20 protein-coding genes are annotated in these 19245 nt (G+C 68.2%); 12 read left to right on the forward strand and 8 right to left on the reverse strand.

The features are described from left to right. Positions 1–9: 9 nt before the first annotated feature. Complete coding sequence (locus QTI51_RS06640) at positions 10–645, reverse strand: YqhA family protein (protein ID WP_116908841.1); 636 nt, start codon at positions 643–645, stop codon at positions 10–12. Positions 646–791: 146 nt separating this feature from the next. Between QTI51_RS06640 and acs the strand changes: the two genes are divergently transcribed. Continuing rightward, positions 792–2789, forward strand: a complete 1998-nt coding sequence (gene acs, locus QTI51_RS06645; RefSeq protein WP_116908842.1) for an acetate--CoA ligase — start codon at positions 792–794, stop codon at positions 2787–2789. 141 nt (positions 2790–2930) lie between these two features. After that, positions 2931–3431: a LapA family protein gene (locus QTI51_RS06650; RefSeq protein WP_116908843.1), complete on the forward strand. Its 501-nt coding sequence runs from the start codon at positions 2931–2933 to the stop codon at positions 3429–3431. A 39-nt stretch (positions 3432–3470) separates the two neighbouring features. Here QTI51_RS06650 and QTI51_RS06655 read toward each other — a convergent pair whose 3' ends face one another. Next, entirely contained in the window at positions 3471–3785 is a 315-nt protein-coding gene (locus tag QTI51_RS06655) for a c-type cytochrome (RefSeq protein WP_116908844.1), read from the reverse strand. Between the two features lie 107 nt (positions 3786–3892). On the opposite strand from QTI51_RS06655, the gene QTI51_RS06660 reads away from it, so the two are divergent. Then, a complete protein-coding gene (locus QTI51_RS06660) occupies positions 3893–4141 on the forward strand; it encodes a TIGR04438 family Trp-rich protein (protein WP_116908845.1) in 249 nt (82 codons plus the stop codon). A gap of 103 nt (positions 4142–4244) precedes the next feature. On the opposite strand, the gene ilvD is transcribed toward QTI51_RS06660, so the two are convergent. Continuing rightward, on the reverse strand, positions 4245–5939 hold the full coding sequence (gene ilvD / locus QTI51_RS06665) for a dihydroxy-acid dehydratase (protein WP_116908846.1): 1695 nt from the start codon (positions 5937–5939) through the stop codon (positions 4245–4247). A gap of 132 nt (positions 5940–6071) precedes the next feature. Here ilvD and QTI51_RS06670 point away from each other — a divergent pair, with 132 nt between their 5' ends. The 8 genes from QTI51_RS06670 (at position 6072) to QTI51_RS06705 (ending at position 14021) form a co-directional block, all read left to right on the forward strand. After that, complete coding sequence (locus QTI51_RS06670; RefSeq protein WP_116908847.1) at positions 6072–7031, forward strand: LysR family transcriptional regulator; 960 nt, start codon at positions 6072–6074, stop codon at positions 7029–7031. 33 nt (positions 7032–7064) lie between these two features. Then, entirely contained in the window at positions 7065–7346 is a 282-nt protein-coding gene (locus QTI51_RS06675) for a hypothetical protein (protein WP_116908848.1), read from the forward strand. 68 nt (positions 7347–7414) lie between these two features. Further along, the gene (gene lgt / locus QTI51_RS06680) at positions 7415–8245 is read left to right on the forward strand and encodes a prolipoprotein diacylglyceryl transferase (protein ID WP_116908849.1); all 831 of its coding nucleotides are present in this window, start codon (positions 7415–7417) and stop codon (positions 8243–8245) included. A 153-nt stretch (positions 8246–8398) separates the two neighbouring features. Beyond that, complete coding sequence (locus tag QTI51_RS06685; RefSeq protein WP_108135279.1) at positions 8399–9067, forward strand: GntR family transcriptional regulator; 669 nt, start codon at positions 8399–8401, stop codon at positions 9065–9067. Positions 9068–9095: 28 nt separating this feature from the next. Then, positions 9096–10562, forward strand: a complete 1467-nt coding sequence (locus QTI51_RS06690; RefSeq protein WP_116908850.1) for a malonyl-CoA decarboxylase — start codon at positions 9096–9098, stop codon at positions 10560–10562. A 110-nt stretch (positions 10563–10672) separates the two neighbouring features. Next, entirely contained in the window at positions 10673–11659 is a 987-nt protein-coding gene (locus tag QTI51_RS06695) for a Bug family tripartite tricarboxylate transporter substrate binding protein (protein ID WP_116908851.1), read from the forward strand. Further along, a complete protein-coding gene (locus QTI51_RS06700) occupies positions 11656–12462 on the forward strand; it encodes an enoyl-CoA hydratase/isomerase family protein (protein ID WP_116908852.1) in 807 nt (268 codons plus the stop codon). The genes QTI51_RS06695 and QTI51_RS06700 overlap by 4 nt, the downstream gene beginning before the upstream one ends. A gap of 20 nt (positions 12463–12482) precedes the next feature. Then, the gene (locus QTI51_RS06705) at positions 12483–14021 is read left to right on the forward strand and encodes a malonate--CoA ligase (RefSeq protein ID WP_116908853.1); all 1539 of its coding nucleotides are present in this window, start codon (positions 12483–12485) and stop codon (positions 14019–14021) included. A 17-nt stretch (positions 14022–14038) separates the two neighbouring features. Here QTI51_RS06705 and QTI51_RS06710 read toward each other — a convergent pair whose 3' ends face one another. After that, complete coding sequence (locus QTI51_RS06710) at positions 14039–15103, reverse strand: phenylacetaldoxime dehydratase family protein (protein ID WP_116908854.1); 1065 nt, start codon at positions 15101–15103, stop codon at positions 14039–14041. 23 nt (positions 15104–15126) lie between these two features. Next, complete coding sequence (locus QTI51_RS06715; protein WP_116908855.1) at positions 15127–16176, reverse strand: carbon-nitrogen hydrolase family protein; 1050 nt, start codon at positions 16174–16176, stop codon at positions 15127–15129. Positions 16177–16417: 241 nt separating this feature from the next. Here QTI51_RS06715 and QTI51_RS06720 point away from each other — a divergent pair, with 241 nt between their 5' ends. Continuing rightward, positions 16418–17380: an AraC-like ligand-binding domain-containing protein gene (locus QTI51_RS06720; protein ID WP_116908856.1), complete on the forward strand. Its 963-nt coding sequence runs from the start codon at positions 16418–16420 to the stop codon at positions 17378–17380. Positions 17381–17427: 47 nt separating this feature from the next. Here QTI51_RS06720 and QTI51_RS06725 read toward each other — a convergent pair whose 3' ends face one another. The 3 genes from QTI51_RS06725 to QTI51_RS06735 all read right to left on the reverse strand — a co-directional run bounded on the left by QTI51_RS06725 (position 17428) and on the right by QTI51_RS06735 (position 19139). Then, positions 17428–18255, reverse strand: a complete 828-nt coding sequence (locus QTI51_RS06725; RefSeq protein ID WP_116908857.1) for a sulfite exporter TauE/SafE family protein — start codon at positions 18253–18255, stop codon at positions 17428–17430. Between the two features lie 291 nt (positions 18256–18546). After that, the gene (locus QTI51_RS06730; RefSeq protein WP_116908858.1) at positions 18547–18918 is read right to left on the reverse strand and encodes a cell division protein ZapA; all 372 of its coding nucleotides are present in this window, start codon (positions 18916–18918) and stop codon (positions 18547–18549) included. After that, positions 18915–19139 carry a DUF904 domain-containing protein gene (locus tag QTI51_RS06735; RefSeq protein ID WP_116908859.1) on the reverse strand — a complete coding sequence of 75 codons (225 nt, stop codon included), beginning with the start codon at positions 19137–19139 and terminating at the stop codon, positions 18915–18917. The genes QTI51_RS06730 and QTI51_RS06735 overlap by 4 nt, the downstream gene beginning before the upstream one ends. Positions 19140–19245: the final 106 nt, after the last annotated feature.

The raw sequence follows: 19245 nt of genomic DNA on the forward strand, positions 1-19245 counted from the left end.
CTGCTTCCGTCAGTGGGGCGCGCCGCCCTGGCTCGCGTTCGCGGTCATCAGCTTGTCCGTGTAGGCAATGGCGATGGCCGAGAACAGGAAGGTGATGTGGATCACCGTTTGCGCGATCAGCACGCGGTCGGTGTAGTTGTCCGCGTTGATGAACGTTTTCAGCAGGTGGATGGAGCTGATGCCGATGATGGCGGTGGCCAGCTTCACCTTCAGCACCGAGGCGTTCACGTGGCTCAGCCATTCGGGCTGGTCGCGGTGGCCTTCGAGGTTCATGCGGCTCACGAAGGTTTCGTAGCCGCCCACGATCACCATGATCAGCAGGTTGGAGATCATGACCACGTCGATCAGCGCCAGCACCACCAGCATGATCACCGTCTCGTTCAGCGAGGCGACCGGCACGGTGGTCTTGTAGCCGATGCTGGTAATGAGCGCCTGCAGCGCGGTCTGGCTGCCGAAGGCGGCCTCGACCAGGTGCAGCAGCTCGACCAGGAAGTGCACCACGTACACGGCCTGCGCCACGATCAGCCCCAGGTACAGGGGCAGTTGCAGCCAGCGGCTCGCAAAGATCAGCCGCGGCAAAGGCCCCATCGGAAAGGTCCGGGGGGTGGGCGGGTTCCTGGGGTCGAAAGGGTCGGGAGCGGACATCGGCAGGCCGGTGGTGGAGGACGAAAGATTCTAGGGGTGTCCCCAAGTCGCACTCGTGATAACCCTGCGAACTAACATCGGACCGTCAGTGACCCGTAAGTGGGCCAGCCGACATTACGGCCGCATCCATCCAGGAGACAAGAGACATGAGCAGCGCATCCAAGAACATTGAATCCGTCCTGGTCGAGAACCGTGTGTTCCCGCCCGACGTCCGCGCCACCCAGGGCGCACGCATTGCCAGCATGGCCGCCTACGACGCCTTGTGCAAGGAGGCCGAGCAAGACTTCGAAGGCTTCTGGACCCGCCTGGCCCAGGGCAACCTGCAGTGGACCAAGCCCTTCACGAAGACGCTCGACGAGTCCAAGGCGCCGTTCTACGAATGGTTCGGCGACGGCGAGCTCAACGCCAGCGCCAACTGCCTCGACAAGCACATCGGCACCCCGGTCGAGAACAAGACGGCCATCGTCTTCGAGGCCGACGACGGCACCGTCACCAACGTCACCTACAAGGAACTGCTCGCGCGCGTGAGCCAGTTCGCCAACGCGCTGAAGGCGTCGGGCATCCGCAAGGGCGACCGCGTCATCATCTACATGCCGATGACGGTCGAGGGCGTCATCGCCATGCAGGCCTGCGCGCGCATCGGCGCCACCCACAGCGTGGTGTTCGGCGGCTTCTCGGCCAAGGCGCTGCAGGAACGCATCATCGACGCGGGCGCGGTGGCCGTCATTACCGCCAACTACCAGCTGCGCGGCGGCAAGGAACTGCCGCTGAAGGCCATCGTGGACGACGGCATCGCGCTGGGCGGCTGCGAGTCGATCAAGACCGTGTTCGTGTACGAGCGCACGCCCACCGCGTGGACGCGCGTGGAAGGCCGCGACAAGACCTTCGACGAAGCGCTGAAGGGCCAGAGCACCGAGTGCGCGCCCGTGCCGGTGAACGCTGAGCACCCGCTGTTCATCCTCTACACCTCGGGTTCCACCGGCAAGCCCAAGGGCGTGCAGCACGCTACCGGCGGCTACCTGCTGTGGGCCAAGCTCACGATGGACTGGACCTTCGACATCCGCCCTGAAGACGTGTTCTGGTGCACCGCCGACATCGGCTGGATCACCGGCCACACCTACGTCGCCTACGGCCCGCTCGCGGCCGGCGCCACGCAGGTGGTGTTCGAGGGCATCCCGACTTTCCCGCACGCGGGCCGCTTCTGGCAGATGATCGAGAAGCACAAGGTCAGCGTGTTCTACACGGCACCCACGGCGATCCGCTCGCTCATCAAGGCGGCCGAGGGCGACGAGAAGGTGCACCCGAAGAACTGGGACCTCACGAGCCTGCGCATCCTGGGTTCGGTCGGCGAGCCGATCAACCCCGAGGCCTGGATGTGGTACCACCGCAATATCGGTGGCGAGCGTTGCCCCATCGTCGACACCTTCTGGCAGACCGAAACCGGCGGCCACGTCATCACGCCGCTGCCGGGCGCCACGCCGCTGGTGCCGGGCTCGTGCACGCTGCCACTGCCGGGCATCATGGCCGCCATCGTCGACGAGACGGGCAAGGACCTGCCCAACGGCGCGGGCGGCATGCTGGTCATCAAGCGGCCCTGGCCCTCGATGATCCGCACCATCTGGAACGACCCCGAGCGCTTCAAGAAGAGCTACTTCCCCGAAGAGATGGGCGGCACCATCTACCTGGCCGGCGACGGCGCGGTGCGCAGCGAAGACCGCGGCTACTTCCGCATCACCGGGCGCATCGACGACGTGCTGAACGTGTCGGGTCACCGCCTGGGCACGATGGAAATCGAGTCGGCCCTGGTGTCCAAGACCGACCTGGTGGCCGAAGCCGCCGTGGTGGGCCGGCCCGACGACGTGACGGGCGAGGCGGTGTGTGCCTTCGTCGTGCTCAAGCGCGGCCGCCCGACCGGCGAAGAGGCCAAGCAGATCGCCAACGAGCTGCGCGCGTGGGTGGCGAAAGAAATCGGCCCCATCGCCAAGCCCAAGGACATCCGCTTCGGCGACAACCTGCCCAAGACGCGCAGCGGCAAGATCATGCGGCGCCTGCTGCGCAGCATCGCCAAGGGCGAGGCGATCACGCAGGACACGTCCACGCTGGAAAACCCCGCCATCCTCGACCAGCTGTCCGAACGACTGTAGGACGTGGCCGCCCGTTCGCCCCGGGCGGGCGAAGCGACCCTTCGGCTGGGGTAAAACTGGTCGGCACGCCGTGCGCCCGGACGCTACCGGACGCGCGCGGCGCCTTGCCGATGTGTTCGATCCCTACGAAGGAGGCCCCCCATGGGCGTGAGATCCGCTTTTCTTTTTGTCATCGTGCTGCTCATCGCGGCGCTCGCCGCGCTGAACTGGGGCGCGCTGTCGGCGCCCTCGGAGGTGTGGCTGGGCTTCATGACCGTGACGGCGCCGCTGGGGCTGATCATGCTGGGCCTCACCGTGGTGCTGGCCGCGTTCTTCCTGGTGTACGTGCTGTACCTGCATAGCTCGGTGCTCATCGACACCAAGCGCCACACCAGGGAAATGCAGGTCCAGCGCGACCTCGCCGACAAGGCCGAGGCCTCTCGCTTCACCGAGCTGCGCAACTTTCTCGAAGCGCAGGAAAACAAGCACATGGGGCAGAATGCCGACCGCCAGACCGCGCTGCTGGCGCGCCTGGACCAGCTGGAGACCGCGGTGCGCCTGCGCTCCGACCAGACCGACAACACGGTGGCCGCGCACATCGGCCAGCTCGAGGACCGCATCGAGCGCCGGCCGTTGCCGGTGGACATCAACCCGCAGGCCTGAGCTCGGCGGGGCAGGGGCGAGGTGCCCCTCCGGCTCCCGCTACTTCGTCGACAGCACCCAGGCGGCTAGCTTCTTGGCGTCTGCTTCGCTGACCTGGTTGTTCGCCGGCATCGGCACCGGTCCCCACACGCCGGAGCCGCCCTTCATGATCTTGGTGGCGAGGGTGTCGACCGCGCCCTTGTCGTCCTTGTACTTGGCGGCCACGTCCTTGAACGACGGCCCCAGCACCTTGCGCTCGACCGCATGGCAGCTCATGCAGTTCTTCGACGTCGCCAGCGCCAGGTCGGCGAATGCGGGCGCGGCGAGCACCACCAGGCCAAGGCCCAGGGCTGCGGACAACAAGACTCTTTTCATGGGGAAATATTTGTTAAAGGCTGAGTTACATTCGTCTCAACGCGATTGTAGGTAGCGCCACACATGGCGTCCGGATGCGTTGCCAATACAACCCGGAGGGATTCGCGATGTGGTTTCTGGCGTTGGGCCTGCTCAGTATCGGCCTCAAGTATTTCGAAGTGGGCATGGTCGCCGGCTGGAGCTGGTGGATCGTGCTGTCACCGTTCGCGATGGCGCTCGCCTGGTGGGCGTGGGCCGATTCGTCGGGCTACACCAAGCGCCGGATCATGGAGCGCGAAGAGCAGCGCAAGCAAGACCGCATCAACCGCCAGAAGACCAACATGGGCGTGAAGCCCAGCAACGGCCCGCGCCGCTGAGCGCAGGCGGGCACGGAGACGGAGCAGGGCGGGCGCTGAGCCGGAGCAGGGCGGGCGCAGGGGCACGCGCGGGCGACCGCAAGGCCGCCCGGCCTTCACCTCATCAGAACTTGTCGAGCACCGCGCCCGAGCTGGCGCTCGATGCGTTGAACGCGAACTTGGCCTGCACGCCGCGCGTGTAGCGGGGTGCCGGCGCCTTCCAGCCTTCGCGGCGCTTGGCGATCTCGGCTTCGGGCACGTTGAGTTCGAGCACCAGCTTGTGCGCGTCGATGGTGATCGAGTCGCCCTCGTTCACGAACGCGATAGTGCCGCCGGCCGCGGCTTCGGGCGCCACGTGGCCCACCACCATGCCCCAGGTGCCGCCGGAGAAGCGGCCGTCGGTGATCAGGCCCACGCTCTCGCCCAGCCCCGCGCCGATGAGCGCGCCCGTGGGCGCCAGCATTTCAGGCATGCCCGGGCCGCCCTTGGGGCCCAGGTAGCGCAGCACCATCACGTCGCCCGCGACGATCTTGCCGTCCAGGATGGCCTTGAGCGCCGACTGCTCGTCGTCGAACACGCGCGCCGGGCCGGTGATGACAGGGTTCTTCAGACCGGTGATCTTGGCCACGGCGCCTTCGGGCGACAGGTTGCCCTTCAGGATGGCCAGGTGGCCTTCGTCGTACATGGGCTTGTCGATGGGGCGAATCACGTCCTGGTCGGCGCGCGGCACGTCCGGCACGTCTTTCAGCACTTCCTCGATGGTCTGGCCCGAGATGGTGATGCAGTCGCCGTGCAGCAGGCCGGCCTTCAGCAGCACCTTCATCACTTGCGGAATGCCGCCGGCCTGGTGCAGGTCGACCGCCAGGTACTTGCCCGAGGGCTTCAGGTCGCACAGCACCGGCACCTTCTTGCGCATGCGCTCGAAGTCGTCGATGGACCATTCGACCTCGGCCGCGTGCGCGATGGCCAGGAAGTGCAGCACCGCGTTGGTCGAGCCGCCCGTGGCCATGATGACGGCCACGGCGTTCTCGATGGCCTTCTTGGTCACGATGTCGCGCGGCTTCAGGTCCTTCTTGATGGCCTCGATCAGCACCTTGGCCGATTCCTTGGCCGAGTTGGCCTTCTCGTCGTGCGGGTTGGCCATGGTGGACGAATAGGGCAGCGAGATGCCCAGCGCCTCGAACGCGCTGGACATGGTGTTGGCCGTGTACATGCCGCCGCACGAGCCGGTGCCGGGAATGGCGCGCTTCTCGATCTCGTGCAGGTCTTCGTCGCTCATGTTGCCGGCGGCGTTCTGGCCCACGGCCTCGAACACGCTCACGATGTTCAGGTCCTGCCCCTTGTAGCGGCCGGGCAGGATGGTGCCGCCGTACACGTAGATGGCGGGCACGTTGGCGCGCAGCATGCCCATCAGGCCGCCGGGCATGTTCTTGTCGCAGCCGCCGACCACCAGCACGCCGTCCATCCACTGGCCGCCCACGCAGGTCTCGATGCAGTCGGAGATCACTTCGCGGCTCACCAGCGAGTACTTCATGCCTTCGGTGCCCATGGCCATGCCGTCGGAGATGGTGGGGGTGCCGAACACCTGCGCGTTGCCGCCGGCTTCCTCGATGCCCGCGATGGCCGCGTCGGCCAGCTTCTGCAGGCCCGAGTTGCAGGGCGTGATGGTGCTGTGGCCGTTGGCGACGCCGACCATCGGCTTCTTGAAGTCGCTTTCCTCGTAGCCCATGGCGTAGAACATGGAGCGGTTGGGCGCCCGGCTCTTGCCTTCGACGATGTTGGCGCTGCGGCGGTTGATCTGGATCGGTTTGGTGTCCATGGTGTCTCTTCTGTCGTGGGGTGTGGGGATCGCGGCGCCCGCGGTGCGGCAGGCGCGCGACGGGCTCAAGTATCGGACTTCTGATTGATTGGTTCCAATCCGATTTGGGGTGTGCATTGATATGCTCGGCATATGAAAGAAAGCCTGATCGACCTGCGCGCCTGGCGCCAGTTCGTCGCCGTGGCCGAGGAACTGCACTTCGGCCGCGCCGCGTTGCGCCTGCACATGACCCAGCCGCCGGTCACGCAGGCCATTGCCCAGCTGGAGAAAACGCTGGGCGTGGTGCTGTTCGACCGCACCCGACGGCGCGTGGCGCTCACCCCGGCCGGCGAGGCGTTGCTGCCCGACGTGCGCGAGCTGTTGGCGCGCGCGCAGGCGCTGCCGGCGCGCGCGCGGGCCGCGGCGGCGGGGCAGGTGGGGCGGGTGCGCATCGGCTTCGTGTCGACGGTCGGCTTCGAGCAGCTGCCGGCCTGGGTGCGCGAGTTTCGCGTGCTGTGCCCCGAGGTGGCGCTCGAGCTGGTCGAGGCCACCGGCGACGTGCAGCTCGAAGCCTTCGCGCGCGGCGAGATCGATGCGGGCCTGATGCTGCATTCGCCCGGCGCCGCGCCGCCGGGGCTCGCGCGGCTGCCGGTGTCGCAGGAGCCGCTGGTGCTCGCGCTGCCCGAGCGGCACGCGCTGGCGAGTACGAAAAAGCTGCTGCTGGCCGACGTGCTGAAAGAGCCGCTGGTGATGTTTCCGCGCCGCATCGTGCCCTCGCTGCACGACGCCGTGTTCGACCTGTACCACGCGGCCGGCCGCACGCCGCTGCTTGGGCAGGAGGCGATCCAGATGCAGACCATCGTCAACCTCGTCTCGGGCGGCATCGGCGTGGCCTGGGTGCCCGAGAGCGTCACGCAGTTCCGCCGCGCGGGCGTGGTGTACCGGCGTGCCGCCGAATTCGCGCCAGCCGCGCGCCACCGCAGCGCGCCGGTACTGCCCGCCTGCGAGACCAGCCTGGTGTGGCCCGAAGATGCCGACAACCCGGCGCTCGCGCGCTTCGTGGCCTTCGTGCGCGAGCGCGGGCGGCAAGAGCCCAGGGCGCCGGCGCGCTGATCCGGCAAGATGCGCCCCAGGAGGGCAAACGACATGCACACGGTTCTGGTGATGGGCGGCGGCTTCGTGCTGCTGGCGGTTTTCCTGCTGGCCGCGCGCTTCGTGGGCGACGGCTCTGCCGTGGCGCTGGCCGCGGCGGCGAAGTGGTTCGTTCCGGCGTGGTTCGTCGGCGCGGGCATCAACATGGCCGTGGGCGTGCTCACGGCGGGCTATTCGGTGGCCGAGGAGCTGCCGATCTTCCTGCTGATCTTCGCGGTGCCAGCCGTGGTGGCGGGGCTGCTGTGGTGGCGCTTCGGGCGCCAGGTTCGGCCGTGAATTCGGCCTGAATTCGGCCTGAATATCCCCGCGCCGGTCCCGACACGCGGCCGGGGCACAATCCGCGCATGCTCATGTATCCGCAGATCAACCCCATCGCCCTGCAACTCGGGCCGGTGGCCATTCACTGGTACGGCCTGACCTACCTGGCCGCCTTCGCGCTGTTCTATTTTCTCGGCACGCGCCGCTTGCGCCACGAGCCGTACCGCTCGCTGGTCGGCGCCGGCGCCTGGCAGCGCAAGGACATCGAGGACATTCTTTTTCTCGGCGTGATGGGCGTCATCGTCGGCGGGCGGCTGGGCTACTGCCTGTTCTACAAGCCCGAGTTCTACCTGACGCATCCGCTCGAAATTCTCTATGTGTGGCAGGGCGGCATGAGCTTTCATGGCGGGCTGCTCGGCGTGATCGGCGCGATGGTGTGGTTCTCGCATTCGCGTGCGCGCCCGTTCTGGCAGGTGATGGACTTCGTCGCCCCCTGCGTGCCGACCGGCCTGGCCGCGGGCCGCGTGGGCAACTTCATCAACGGCGAGCTGTGGGGCCGCTTCAGCAGCCCCGACCTGCCGTGGGGCATGGTGTTTCCGCAGAGCGGCTCGATGCTGCCGCGCCACCCGTCGCAGGTGTACCAGTTCCTGCTCGAAGGGCTGCTGCTGTTCGCGGTGATGTGGCTCTACGCGCGCAAGGAGCGCAAGCAGGGGCAGGTGGCCGCGGTGTTCCTTATCGGGTACGGTGTGCTGCGTTTCGTGGCCGAGTACTTCCGCGAGCCCGACGACTTCCTCGGCCTGCGCGCGCTCAGCCTGAGCCAGGGCCAGTGGCTCAGCGTGCCGATGGTCGTCGCCGGCATCGCGCTGTGGTTCTGGTTCGGCCGCACGGCCACCAAGACGAGCACCGCGCGCGCCTGATTCGTTAGTTCGCAGGGTAAATCCCAGCCGCGCACGGGGTGCGCGGCCCTTGCGCCGCATGGGATGCGGGCTCAGAATTACGCGTAATTACAGGAAATTACGCGGTTTCAATTCCGACGTTGCCCGTTCCGACGAGTCCTCACGAGTCCTCCCATGCGCCTGGTCCCCAACTCCCTGCACGACGAAGTCGCCGCCACGCTGCGCGAGCAGATCTTCGACGGCACTCTGGCGCCCGGCAGCTTCGTGGACGAGGCCGCCCTGTGCGAGCGCCTTTCCATCTCGCGCACGCCGCTGCGCGAAGCGCTGAAGGTGCTCACCGCCGAAGGCCTGCTGCGGCACGAGCCGCGGCGCGGCTGCTTCGTCAACGAGGTGACCGAGCGCGACCTCGACGAGATCTTTCCGGTCATCGCGCTGCTCGAAGGGCGCTGCGCCTACGAGGCGGCGCGCAACGCCAGCGATGCCGAGCTGCACGAGCTCGATGCGCTGCACGAGCGGCTGGTGCGCCATGCCAAGGCGCGGCGCATCAACGATTACTACGCCACCAACCACATCATTCACGAGGCCATCATCCAGCTGGCCGACAACAAGTGGCTGGCCCAGGTGATCGGCGACCTGCGCAAGATATTGAAGCTCGCGCGGCTGCAGCAGCTGCATGCGCCGGGCCGGCTCGACCAGAGCCTGTCGGAGCACCTGGCCGTGTTCGCCGCGCTGAAGGCGCGCGACAGCGAGGGTGCCGACGCCGCCATGCGCACGCACATGACGCGCCAGCGCGAGGCGCTGCGCGAAGTGATGCGCCAGCAAAAATCCAGGGTGATGCCATGAGCTCGCCCCTCTACATGAAGGTGTCCCGATGAGTGCGACCGAATGGTTCCAGGCGCGTCTGCGTTCCGGCGAAAAGTCGAAGGTGCCCGTGGCGCCTGAAGCGGCGGCCAGGAGCGCGCCGAAGAATGCCCCCAAGCCCAGCGCGCGCTCGACCGCCGAGCGCCTGCTGGTCACCCTGCGCAAGGCCGACGAAGCGCTGTCGCCGCGCGCCTTGCGCCGTGTGCTGGCCGACCTGCAGGCCGTGATCGATCCGCGCGTGAGCGAGGTCGAGGGCGGTCGCCGGGCCCACGCCATCGCCGAGGCCTACCGCGCCGCCACCACCGAGGAGCGGCGCGACTACTGGGCGCTGATGAGCGAGCACTTTGCCGCCGACGCGCAAAAGCTCAAGACCGCACGCGACCAGCACCAGTCGGCCGTCGGCACGCCCGACGAAGGCCAGGCCGAGCTGCGCCTGCGCCGCGCGCTGGTGTCGCCGCGCATGCGGCTGCTGCAGCGCTTCGCGGTCGAGCCCGAGGGCATGCGCTTTCTGGTCGACCTGCGCGCCGACCTGCTGCCGCACCTGAAGGCCGACAAGCGCCTGCTCTCGCTCGACGCCGAGCTGGAGCAGCTCTTTTCCACCTGGTTCGACGTGGCGTTCCTCGAGCTGCGCCGCATCGACTGGGACTCGCCCGCGTCGCTCATCGAAAAGCTCATTCGCTACGAGGCGGTGCACGACATCAAAAGCTGGTCCGACGTGAAGAACCGGCTCGACGACAGCGACCGCCGCTGCTACGGCTTCTTCCACCCGCGCCTGCCCAACGAGCCGCTGATCTTCGTGGAGGTGGCGCTGGTCGACCGCATCAGCGACGGCATCACGCCGCTGCTCGACGAGGCGGCCGTGCCGGTGCTGCCGGCCAAGGCCACCACCGCCATCTTCTATTCGATCAGCAACACGCAGAACGGCCTGCGCGGCGTGAGCTTCGGCGACTCGCTCATCAAGCGCGTGGTCGAGACCCTGCAGGACGAACTGCCGCGGCTGAAGACCTTTGCCACGCTGTCGCCGATTCCGGGCTTTCGCACCTGGCTCGCCAAGAACGCCGCCGAGCTGCTGCCGCGCCTGGACGAGAAGCGCGAGGCCGAAATCGGCCGCCTCGTCGGCTCGCTGCCGCCGACCGCCGAGCGCCTGCTCGCGGCGGTGGACGCAGCCACCAGCCTCGACGCCAGGTCGCCGCTGCGGCAATGGCTGCTGCAGGCCGCGGCCGAGTACCTGGGCCGCGCGCTGGTCGACGGCACGCCGGCCGACCCGGTCGCGCGCTTCCACCTGGGCAACGGCGCCCGCGTCGAGCGGCTGAACTGGGCCGGCGACCCGTCGCCCAAGGGGCACAAGCAGTCGTACGGGCTCATGGTCAATTACCTGTACGACCTCAAGCGCCTGGACAAACACCGCACCTGGCTGGCCGACGGCAAGGTCGCTGTATCGGGGGACATCGAAAGCCTGTACTTCAAGAAAGGCTGAGGGCGTTCGCCAGGCCGGCAGCCGTGCACTACAACAACCAGCACGCTGGCGGCCGCGTCAGAGAGAGCCGCACGGGGCGGCAAAATCCACAACGACAGGAGATGAGACAAATGAACCCAGGTTTTCAACGCCGCGACGTCCTGCGCGTGGCCGCCGCCGGTGCCGCTGTTCTGAGCGGCGCCGCGCGCGCCCAGCAAAGCTGGCCGACCAAGCCCGTGACCATGGTCGTGCCGTTCCCGGCCGGCGGCGGCACCGACGCGTTCGCGCGGCCGCTGTCGGGGCAGTTCTCGCGGCTGACCAACCAGTCGCTCATCATCGACAACCGCGGCGGCGCCGGCGGCACGCTGGGAGCCAGCGTGGCGGCCAAGGCGCCGGCCGACGGCTACTCGCTGTTCATGGGCGCGGTGCACCACGCCATCGCGCCGTCGGTGTACCCGCGGCTGGACTACGACATCGAGAAGGACTTCGTGCCGCTCATGCTGCTGGCCAACGTGCCGCAGGTGGTGGTGGTCAACCCGCGCCGCGTGCAGGCCACGAGCATCAAGGAGCTCATCGCGCTGGCCAAGTCCAACCCCGGCAAGCTGAACTACGGCTCGGCCGGCGCGGGCACCTCGCACCACCTGGCGGGCGAACTCTTCAAGCTGCAGACCGGCACCTTCATCACCCACATTCCGTACCGCGGCGCGGGCCCGGCGCTGGCCGACCTGATTGCCGGCAACGTCGACCTGATGTTCGACGGCCTGGGCTCGTCGGCCCAGTACATCAAGAGCGGCCGCATCAAGGCGCTGATGGTCGCCGGCGCCAAGCGCAACCCCGCGTTCCCCGACGTGCCCTGCGCCGCCGAGGTCGGGCTGCCCGACTACACCGTGACCACCTGGTACGGCCTGTGGGCGCCCCGGCGCACGCCGGCCGAGGTGCAGCCGCAGATCATCGACGAGATGAAGAAGATCCTGGCGGCCGACGACATCAAGAACATCTGGGCGCAGAACGGCTCCGAGATCCCGACGCTGACCGGCCCCGCCTACGGCAGCTTCGTCAGCGCCGAGATCAAGCGCTGGGCCACGGTGGTGAAGGCCTCGGGCGCCAAGATCGAATGACGCTCGCGAGCCGCATCGACCTGCACCGAGAGGGCGCCATCGCGTTCGTCACGCTGGCCAACGCGGGGCGGCTGAACGCCATGACGCGCGCCATGTGGCGCGAGCTGCGCGCGGTGTTCGACGGTTTTCGCACCGACGACGCGGGCCTGCGTTGCGTTGTCGTGCGCGGGGAGGGCGGTGCCTTCTGCGCGGGCGGCGACATTTCCGAGTACCCGTCGTTCCGTTTCGAAGAGCCCAGCCTGCGCGAGTTCCACGAGAACGAGGTGTGGGCCGCGCTGCAGGCCATGCTCGACTGCCCGCTGCCCCTGGTCGCGCAGATCGAAGGCGCGTGCATGGGCGCGGGCGTCGAGATGGCGAGCTGCTGCGACATTCGCCTGGCCGGTGCCTCCGCCAGGTTCGGCGCGCCCATTGCCAGGCTGGGCTTTCCGATGGCGCCGCGCGAAGCGGCGCTGGTGCATGGCGCCATCGGTGACGTGCTCGCGCGCGACATGCTGCTGGCCGCCGGCGTGCACGGCGCGCAGCGCCTGTACGACGCGGGCTTTCTGCTGAAGGTGCTGCCCGACGACGAGGTGCCCGCCGCCACGCAGGCCCATGCCGAGCGCATCGCGGTGCTGGCGCCGCAGACCGCGCGCCTGCACAAGAAGACCTTTGCCGCTCTTTCCCCCCTTTCCGGCCTTTCCGCGTTGAACGCAGGCAGCCCCGCGTTCCACGGCCTGCTGGCCACGGCCTACGACTACGCCGACTCCGCGGAGCACCGCGAGGGCATCGCCGCCTTCCTTGCCAAGCGCACCCCGAATTTCTGAAGTACCCGCTCAAAGAAGTGATGAAGAAGACCGCCAACGCCAACCTGTTCGCCGCCCTGCGCGCGGCTTTCCCCGCCGAGCTCGACAGCATTGCCGTCGAGACCGAGAGCGGCCTGTTCTATTCGTGGCGCGACATCGAACGCGCGAGCGCCATGATCGCCAACCTGCTCGACGCGCTGAAGCTCGAGCCCGGCGCGCGCATCGCGGTGCAGGTCGAGAAGTCGGTCGAGGCCATGCTGCTGTACCTGGCCACGCTGCGCGCTGGCTATGTGTTCCTGCCGCTGAACACGGCCTACCAGAGCGCCGAAATCGAGTACTTCATCGGCAACGCCGAGCCGGCCGTGGTGGTGTGCACCAGCCGCAATGCGTTGTGGGTCGCGCCGATTGCCACCGCGGCGGGCACGAAGCACGTCTTCACGCTGGACGACGACCGCACCGGCACGCTGCTCGAAGTGGCCGCGCTGTGCAGCGACCAGCACGTGCCCGCGCGGCGCAAGGCCGACGACATGGCCGCCATCCTGTACACCAGCGGCACCACCGGCCGCAGCAAGGGCGCGATGCTGTCGCACGGCAACCTGCTGTCGAACGCCGAGGTGCTGAAGGACTACTGGGGCTGGACCGAAGGCGACGTGCTCATCCACGCGCTGCCCATCTTCCATGTGCACGGCTTGTTCGTGGCGCTGCACGGCGCGCTGCTCAACGGCAGCAAGATGCTGTGGTTTTCCAAGTTCGACCCGAAGCGCATCGTGCAGAAGCTGCCCGAGGCCACCGTGTTCATGGGCGTGCCCACGCTGTACGTGCGGCTGCTGGCGGAGCCCGGCCTCACGCGCAAGGCGGTGGCGAACATGCGCCTGTTCATCGCGGGCTCGGCGCCGCTGCTCATAGAGACCTTCGACGAATGGCGCGAGCGCACGGGCCACACCATCCTGGAGCGCTACGGCATGAGCGAGACCGCCATGCTCACCTCCAACCCGTACAAGCCCGAGCAGGGCGAGCGCCGTGGCGGCACCGTGGGCTTCGCGCTGCCGGGCGTGCAACTGCGCGTGCGCGACGACAGCGGGCGCGACTGCACCACCGACGAGATCGGCAACATCGAGGTCAGCGGCCCCAACGTGTTCGCGGGCTACTGGCGCATGCCCGAGAAGACCAAGGAGGAGTTCACCGCCGACGGCTTCTTCAAGACCGGCGACGTCGGCAAGATCGACGGCCTGGGCTACATCACCATCGTCGGGCGCAGCAAGGACCTGATCATCAGCGGCGGCTACAACGTGTACCCGGCCGAGATCGAGGGCTACATCAACGAGATGGCTGGCGTGGCCGAGAGCGCCGTGGTCGGCGTGCCGCACCCCGACTTCGGCGAGGTGGGCGTGGCCATCGTCATCGCGAAGGCGGGCGCGTCGCTGGACGCCGAGGCCATCGTGGCCGACCTGAAGTCGAAGCTCGCGAACTTCAAGATCCCCAAGCGCTGCTTCGTGGTGCCCGAGCTGCCGCGCAACACCATGGGCAAGGTGCAGAAGGCGCTGCTGCGGGCGGAGCACAAGGGGCTGTTCGGGGGCTGACGCCTGACACTGCCGCGTTAGGCGACCGGCGCCAGCCCGTTCATCAACCCGCTGCGCGCGTGGCAGTTGATGTACTCATAGCTCTGCTCGTCCGCCTTCAGCACCGACACCTCGTGGTACACGCGCAGCTGCAGCTGGAAGTTCAGCGCCTGCACGTAGCGCATGAAGCTGCCGAAGATGGCGACGTGCGTGGGGTGCGACTCGGCCCAGCGCTCCATGTCGGCCAGCGAGCGCCAGTAGCTCAGGCCGAACGACTTCTGCAGCGGCGCGCCCTGCGCATCCAGGTGGTGCATGTAGCGGTTGCTGTAGCAGCCGATGCCCAGCCCCTGGTCGCGCAGGAAGTCCATGCCTTCGCGCAGCACCGGTTCCATGTCGTCGAGGTACAGGGTGCGCTCCTGGCCGGTGGTCTCGGTCCATTCCTGGCCCGAGCGAATCATCGCGATGTTCTCGTGGCCGGCCACGCGCACGCGCTGGCCCGGCGCCGGCGTGCCGGCGATGACGGCGCGCGTGCCCGAGGGCGCCATCGCATCTGTCTGCGACAGCGCGATGCGGTCGCGCATCGACCCCCAGTAGCCGTGCTCCTGCAGCTCGCCGCTGAGCTCGCCCATGACCACGCCGACGCCCTCGAAGCGGTCGGGCGTGTTGAACATGGTCTCGAAGTGCTCGACGCGCGGCGACGCGATTTCGCGGAAGTAGCCGAGGCCCTCCGACAGCCGTTCTTCCGAGCGCCACCACGCATCGACCTCGGGCGTGGCGCACCAGCGTGCGTACGCCGCGGCGTCGTGCCAGTAGGCGATGGCGACCATGTTGTCGAAGCCGTCGGCGTCGACGTAGTGCGCCAGGTCGTGGTGGCCCGGCCCGTCGGGCAGCGCGAAGTCGCGCGCGATCTTCATGAGCGCGGCGCAGGCGCGGCCCTGCAGCGCGGCGCCGCGCGACTGCACGCCGAAGTAGCCCATCACCACCTGCTTGACGGCGACGGGCGCGCGGGCCGACCACACGGGGTAGGGCGGGGTGTAGTCGTCTTCCACGCGGCGGTGGCGCGTGCGCGGGCACTTCAGGTGGTCGGCGATGGCGGATTCCATGGCGTGGCTCCTGGGGTCGGGCGTCAAGCCGCGACGGACGCGGATTCGGCCTCGGCCTGCGGCACGCTGGCCTTGGGCTCTGGCTGCGGCACGCTGGCCTCGGGCTCCGGCGTGAGCTGCACCACCACGGGCTCGCGGCGGGTCTTGTTCAGCAGCAGCTGCGTGACGTCGGGCCGCGCGTAGTGGCCGCTCGGGTCGGCGGCGGCCTTGGCGAGAGAGATCATGCCGAGGTCGATATCGGCAACGACCAGGCCTTCGGCGTCGTCGGCCAGCGGCGTGCCCAGCGGCGAACCGTCGGGCGCGTAGATGCGCGCGTAGCCGCCGCCCGTGCCCAGCATCTGCTGCTTGCCCGCGTCGGTGCACATCAGCTCGCTCATGGCCTTGGACACCGTGGCGCAGGGCGCGATCACGAAGCAACCGCCTTCCACGGCGTACACCTGGCTCGCCGCGTTGTTCACCTCGTGCCCCAGCGCGTAGGCCGCGCCGCGGTACAGCGAAAAGCTGGGCCACGCGCCGCAGTGGATCTGCTCGTTCTGCGCGTACATGGCGTACTTGCTCAGCGGCTGCAGGTGCTCCCAGCAGCACAGCGAACCGATGTTGCCGATGGGCGTGGGCACCACGTGCAGGTCGGCGCCGTCGCCTTCGCCGAACACGGTGCGCTCCACGTGCGTGGGCTTGAGCTTGCGGCGCGTCTGCACGGTGTTGCCCTGGTCGTCGATGAGCGCCTGCGCGATGTAGAGGCTGCCCGCGGCCTTCTCGCTGTAGCCGAACGACAGCCAGATGCGGTGCTTGCGCGCCGCGGCCTTCAGCCGGTCGAACTCCGGCGAGCCGATGACCAGCGAGTTGTCGTGGTAGCGCTGTACGAACTGCATGCCCCAGGCCGGCGAGTCGAGCCATATCCACCACGGGTAGCCCGGCACCCACGTTTCGGGAAACGCGATGAGCTGCACGCCTTGCGCGGCGGCCTGCGCCATCAGGTCGATGGTCTTGTCGATGGTGCCATCGAGGTCGAGGAACACGGGCGCGGCCTGCACGGCAGCAACGCGCAGCTTGGGGTGGACGGTGGTCGGCATGGTGGTTTCTCCAAACGCAAAAATGGGGCGGTGAAAGTGCAATGAAAGCGAAAGCGACGTAACGGGTCACCCGCCGCACGCACCGGGTTTGCGCTGTGGCATGCGGGTTGCTTGAAGCGTAGATTCGCGCCGCCGGAACGCCTTGACCCGGCTTCGCGGCGTTCTTGCTCCAGCGTTGCATGCCGTGTTCCCGGGCTCTCACAGCCCGTCTCAGCCATACGTAGCCTTTCGAGGAATTCCGATGACCCAGTTGCTCAGCACCGACGCCGTCTCGCGCGACCAGCGGCTCGCCTACTGGACCGACATGATCTGCAACGTCTACGTGCAGCTCGAATGCGACGCGGTGCAGCAGGACGACACCGGCAACTTCGAGGGCAGCATCCGCCAGCACACGCTGCCCAGCCTCGACATGTCGGTGGTCACCTCAGGGCCGCAGCGGGTGATGCGCACGCCGGGGCACATCGCGCATTCGAGCGACGACTACTTCCTGGTCAGCATCCAGGCGCGCGGCCATGGCGTGGTGCGCCAGGACGGCCGCGACGCGGTGTTGTCGGCCGGCGACTTCGCGCTGTACGACAGCACGCGGCCGTACGAGCTGCTGTTCGAGGAGTCGTTCGAGCAGATCGTGCTCAAGCTGCCCGGCGAGCGCCTGCGCAGCGAGCTGCGCGACACCGAGGCGCTGACGGCCACCACCGTGTCGGGCCGCGAAGGCGCGGGGCACCTGCTGCTGGGCATGATCCGCACGCTGCGCGAGGACATCGACACGCTGCAGCCCGCCTCGGCGCTAGCCGTGGCGCACGGGGTGCAGAACATTTTGGTGGCGGGGCTGCAGACGCTGCCGGCGGCGCGCGCGCCGGCGCTGAGCAACCTCACGGCGTACCACCTGGCGCGCGTGAAGCGGCGCATCGACGAGCAGCTGGCCGACCCGATGCTGTCGGTGGGCACGCTGGCGGCGGAGCTGGGGGTGTCGGTGAGCCACATCCACCGCGTGTTCAAGAGCGAGCCGCTCACGCCCTCGCAGTACATCTGGGAGCGCAGGCTCGAGGCATGCAGCCGCGACCTGCTGGAGCCGCGCCTCGCGGGAAGGCCGGTGGCGGAGATTGCCTATGGCCGCGGCTTCAACGACGCGGCGCATTTCAGCCGCGCATTTCGCGAGCGCTTCGGCTGCTCGCCGCGCGAGTGGCGGCAGCAGCGGGTGCAGTAGCTGATGCCGTGATCGGTGCCGCGACTGATGCAGCGCCCGGCGCGGCCTCAGCCGTGCAGCCCCTTCCAGAGCATGTAGGCCGCCAGCAGGTAAAGAATGCTCGCGAACACCCGCTTGAGCTTCTTCACCGGCAGGCTGTGCGCCGCCTTGGCGCCCAGCGGCGCGGTGAACACGCTGCACGCGGCAATCACCGCCAGCGCGGGCAGCCAGATGTAGCCGAACGAACCGGCCGGAAGGCCTTCGACCGAATGCCCCGCGATGACGTAGCCCAGCACGTTGGCCACCGCGATCGGAAAGCCCAGCGCCGCGCTGGTCGCGACCGCGTTGTGGATGGCCACGTTGCACCACGTCATGAACGGCACGCTGATAAAGCCGCCGCCCGCGCCCACCAGCCCCGAGATGAAGCCGATGGCGCCGCCCGCGCCCAGTTGGCCGGCCGTGCCCGGCATCTGCCGCGTGGGCTTGGGCTTCTTGTCGAGAAACATCTGCGTGGCCGAGAAGCCCACGAACAGCGCGAAGAAGATGGCCAGCGCCGTGCCCTTGAGCAGCGCGAACACGCCCAGGCTGCCCGCGAGGCTGCCGATGACGATGCCCGGCGCCAGCCGCTGCACGATGTCCCAGCGCACCGCGCCGCGCTTGTGGTGGGCGCGCACGCTGGACACCGAGGTGAAGATGATGGTGGCCATCGAGGTCGCGATGGCCATCTTCACCGCGAGGTCGGCCGGCACGCCGCGCTGGCCCATGATGATCGTGATGAACGGCACCATCAGCATGCCGCCGCCGATGCCCAGCAGGCCCGCGAGAAAACCGGTGCCCAGGCCGAGGGCGGCGAGTTCGGCGATGAGCAGGGGGTCGAGCAAGGCGGAGAGGTTCACGTCGGCGTCGGAAAAAACGGATGCTGGAAAAAGCAACGGCCCCGAGCAACTGGTGCTGGGGGCCGTGGCCGGAAAAGGTGTCTGCAGATGGTGTGCCGGACCCGCATCCTGAACCAGGGTTCAGGTGGGCGAGGGCAGCAAGACTTCGGGTTCATCTGACGCGAGATGATCACGCCCGTCTAGCGATGTACCAAGCCCGGCTCCGGAGAGCATTGGAACAAGGAAATATTAAGCCCGACACGTCTGCAGACAAGGCGGATTTTACGCCCCGTATGTGTCCGCCGCGCTCATTCAGAGCAAATGTCCATCGCCGGCCAGGGCCTGATCGAGTCTTTGAATGAGCTGGGCGGCCCTGGGGTCGGCTTCGGCGCTGGCTTGCGCGTCGGTGGCGGCCGCCACCGCGGGGGCCGGCGCTGCCGCGGCGGCCTGTGGGGTGGCCTGTGAGGCGGCCTGTTGTGTGGCCTGCTGCGCGGCCAGGTCGAAGGCCAGGTTCAACGAGGCCAGCACCGCGATGCGGTCGCGGGCCTTGACTTTTCCGGCGTCGCGGATCTTGCACATGGCCGCGTCCACGCGGTCGACGGCTTCGCGCAGCTGCGCCTCGCCGCCGTCGGGACAGCCGAGCAAATAGCTCTGGCCCATGATCTGTACTTCAATCTGCTTCATGCGGGGGAATCTTCGGAAGGTGGTTCAGCCGGCAACCGTTCGAGCAGCGCATCGAGGCGCGTGCGGGCCGCGGCGAGCCGCGACTTCAGGGCGTCGCGTTCGCGTGTGAGCGCATCGACCTGTTCCTGCAACAGCGCATTGGTGCGCTGCACCTCTTCGTGACGCACAAGCAGGCGTTCGACGCGCTCGGCGATCTGGTCGATGGGGCTGGAGGCGGGCATGGTTGGCGATTGTAGTTTCCTGGGAAAGCGGTCCTGCCGAGGCTGGGCGCGGTGCCCGGCGTGCTCCGGATTCTGCGGCTTCGCGGCCCGCCGATCAAACCTTGCG

Origin of the sequence: Variovorax sp. J22G73 (genome assembly GCF_030317035.1) — a bacterium.
Lineage (GTDB): Bacteria > Pseudomonadota > Gammaproteobacteria > Burkholderiales > Burkholderiaceae_C > Variovorax.

What these genes read in the sequence shown, in the direction of transcription:
- acs (WP_116908842.1), top strand. Translation starts at nt 792, where the DNA reads ATGAGCAGCGCATCCAAGAACATTGAATCCGTCCTGGTCGAGAACCGT.
- lgt (WP_116908849.1), top strand. Translation starts at nt 7,415, where the DNA reads ATGCTCATGTATCCGCAGATCAACCCCATCGCCCTGCAACTCGGGCCG.
- QTI51_RS06700 (WP_116908852.1), top strand. Translation starts at nt 11,656, where the DNA reads ATGACGCTCGCGAGCCGCATCGACCTGCACCGAGAGGGCGCCATCGCG.
- QTI51_RS06685 (WP_108135279.1), top strand. Translation starts at nt 8,399, where the DNA reads ATGCGCCTGGTCCCCAACTCCCTGCACGACGAAGTCGCCGCCACGCTG.
- QTI51_RS06730 (WP_116908858.1), bottom strand. Translation starts at nt 18,918, where the DNA reads ATGAAGCAGATTGAAGTACAGATCATGGGCCAGAGCTATTTGCTCGGC.
- QTI51_RS06690 (WP_116908850.1), top strand. Translation starts at nt 9,096, where the DNA reads ATGAGTGCGACCGAATGGTTCCAGGCGCGTCTGCGTTCCGGCGAAAAG.
- QTI51_RS06655 (WP_116908844.1), bottom strand. Translation starts at nt 3,785, where the DNA reads ATGAAAAGAGTCTTGTTGTCCGCAGCCCTGGGCCTTGGCCTGGTGGTG.
- QTI51_RS06660 (WP_116908845.1), top strand. Translation starts at nt 3,893, where the DNA reads ATGTGGTTTCTGGCGTTGGGCCTGCTCAGTATCGGCCTCAAGTATTTC.
- QTI51_RS06670 (WP_116908847.1), top strand. Translation starts at nt 6,072, where the DNA reads ATGAAAGAAAGCCTGATCGACCTGCGCGCCTGGCGCCAGTTCGTCGCC.
- ilvD (WP_116908846.1), bottom strand. Translation starts at nt 5,939, where the DNA reads ATGGACACCAAACCGATCCAGATCAACCGCCGCAGCGCCAACATCGTC.
- QTI51_RS06705 (WP_116908853.1), top strand. Translation starts at nt 12,483, where the DNA reads ATGAAGAAGACCGCCAACGCCAACCTGTTCGCCGCCCTGCGCGCGGCT.
- QTI51_RS06735 (WP_116908859.1), bottom strand. Translation starts at nt 19,139, where the DNA reads ATGCCCGCCTCCAGCCCCATCGACCAGATCGCCGAGCGCGTCGAACGC.
- QTI51_RS06710 (WP_116908854.1), bottom strand. Translation starts at nt 15,103, where the DNA reads ATGGAATCCGCCATCGCCGACCACCTGAAGTGCCCGCGCACGCGCCAC.
- QTI51_RS06715 (WP_116908855.1), bottom strand. Translation starts at nt 16,176, where the DNA reads ATGCCGACCACCGTCCACCCCAAGCTGCGCGTTGCTGCCGTGCAGGCC.
- QTI51_RS06650 (WP_116908843.1), top strand. Translation starts at nt 2,931, where the DNA reads ATGGGCGTGAGATCCGCTTTTCTTTTTGTCATCGTGCTGCTCATCGCG.
- QTI51_RS06640 (WP_116908841.1), bottom strand. Translation starts at nt 645, where the DNA reads ATGTCCGCTCCCGACCCTTTCGACCCCAGGAACCCGCCCACCCCCCGG.
- QTI51_RS06675 (WP_116908848.1), top strand. Translation starts at nt 7,065, where the DNA reads ATGCACACGGTTCTGGTGATGGGCGGCGGCTTCGTGCTGCTGGCGGTT.
- QTI51_RS06695 (WP_116908851.1), top strand. Translation starts at nt 10,673, where the DNA reads ATGAACCCAGGTTTTCAACGCCGCGACGTCCTGCGCGTGGCCGCCGCC.
- QTI51_RS06720 (WP_116908856.1), top strand. Translation starts at nt 16,418, where the DNA reads ATGACCCAGTTGCTCAGCACCGACGCCGTCTCGCGCGACCAGCGGCTC.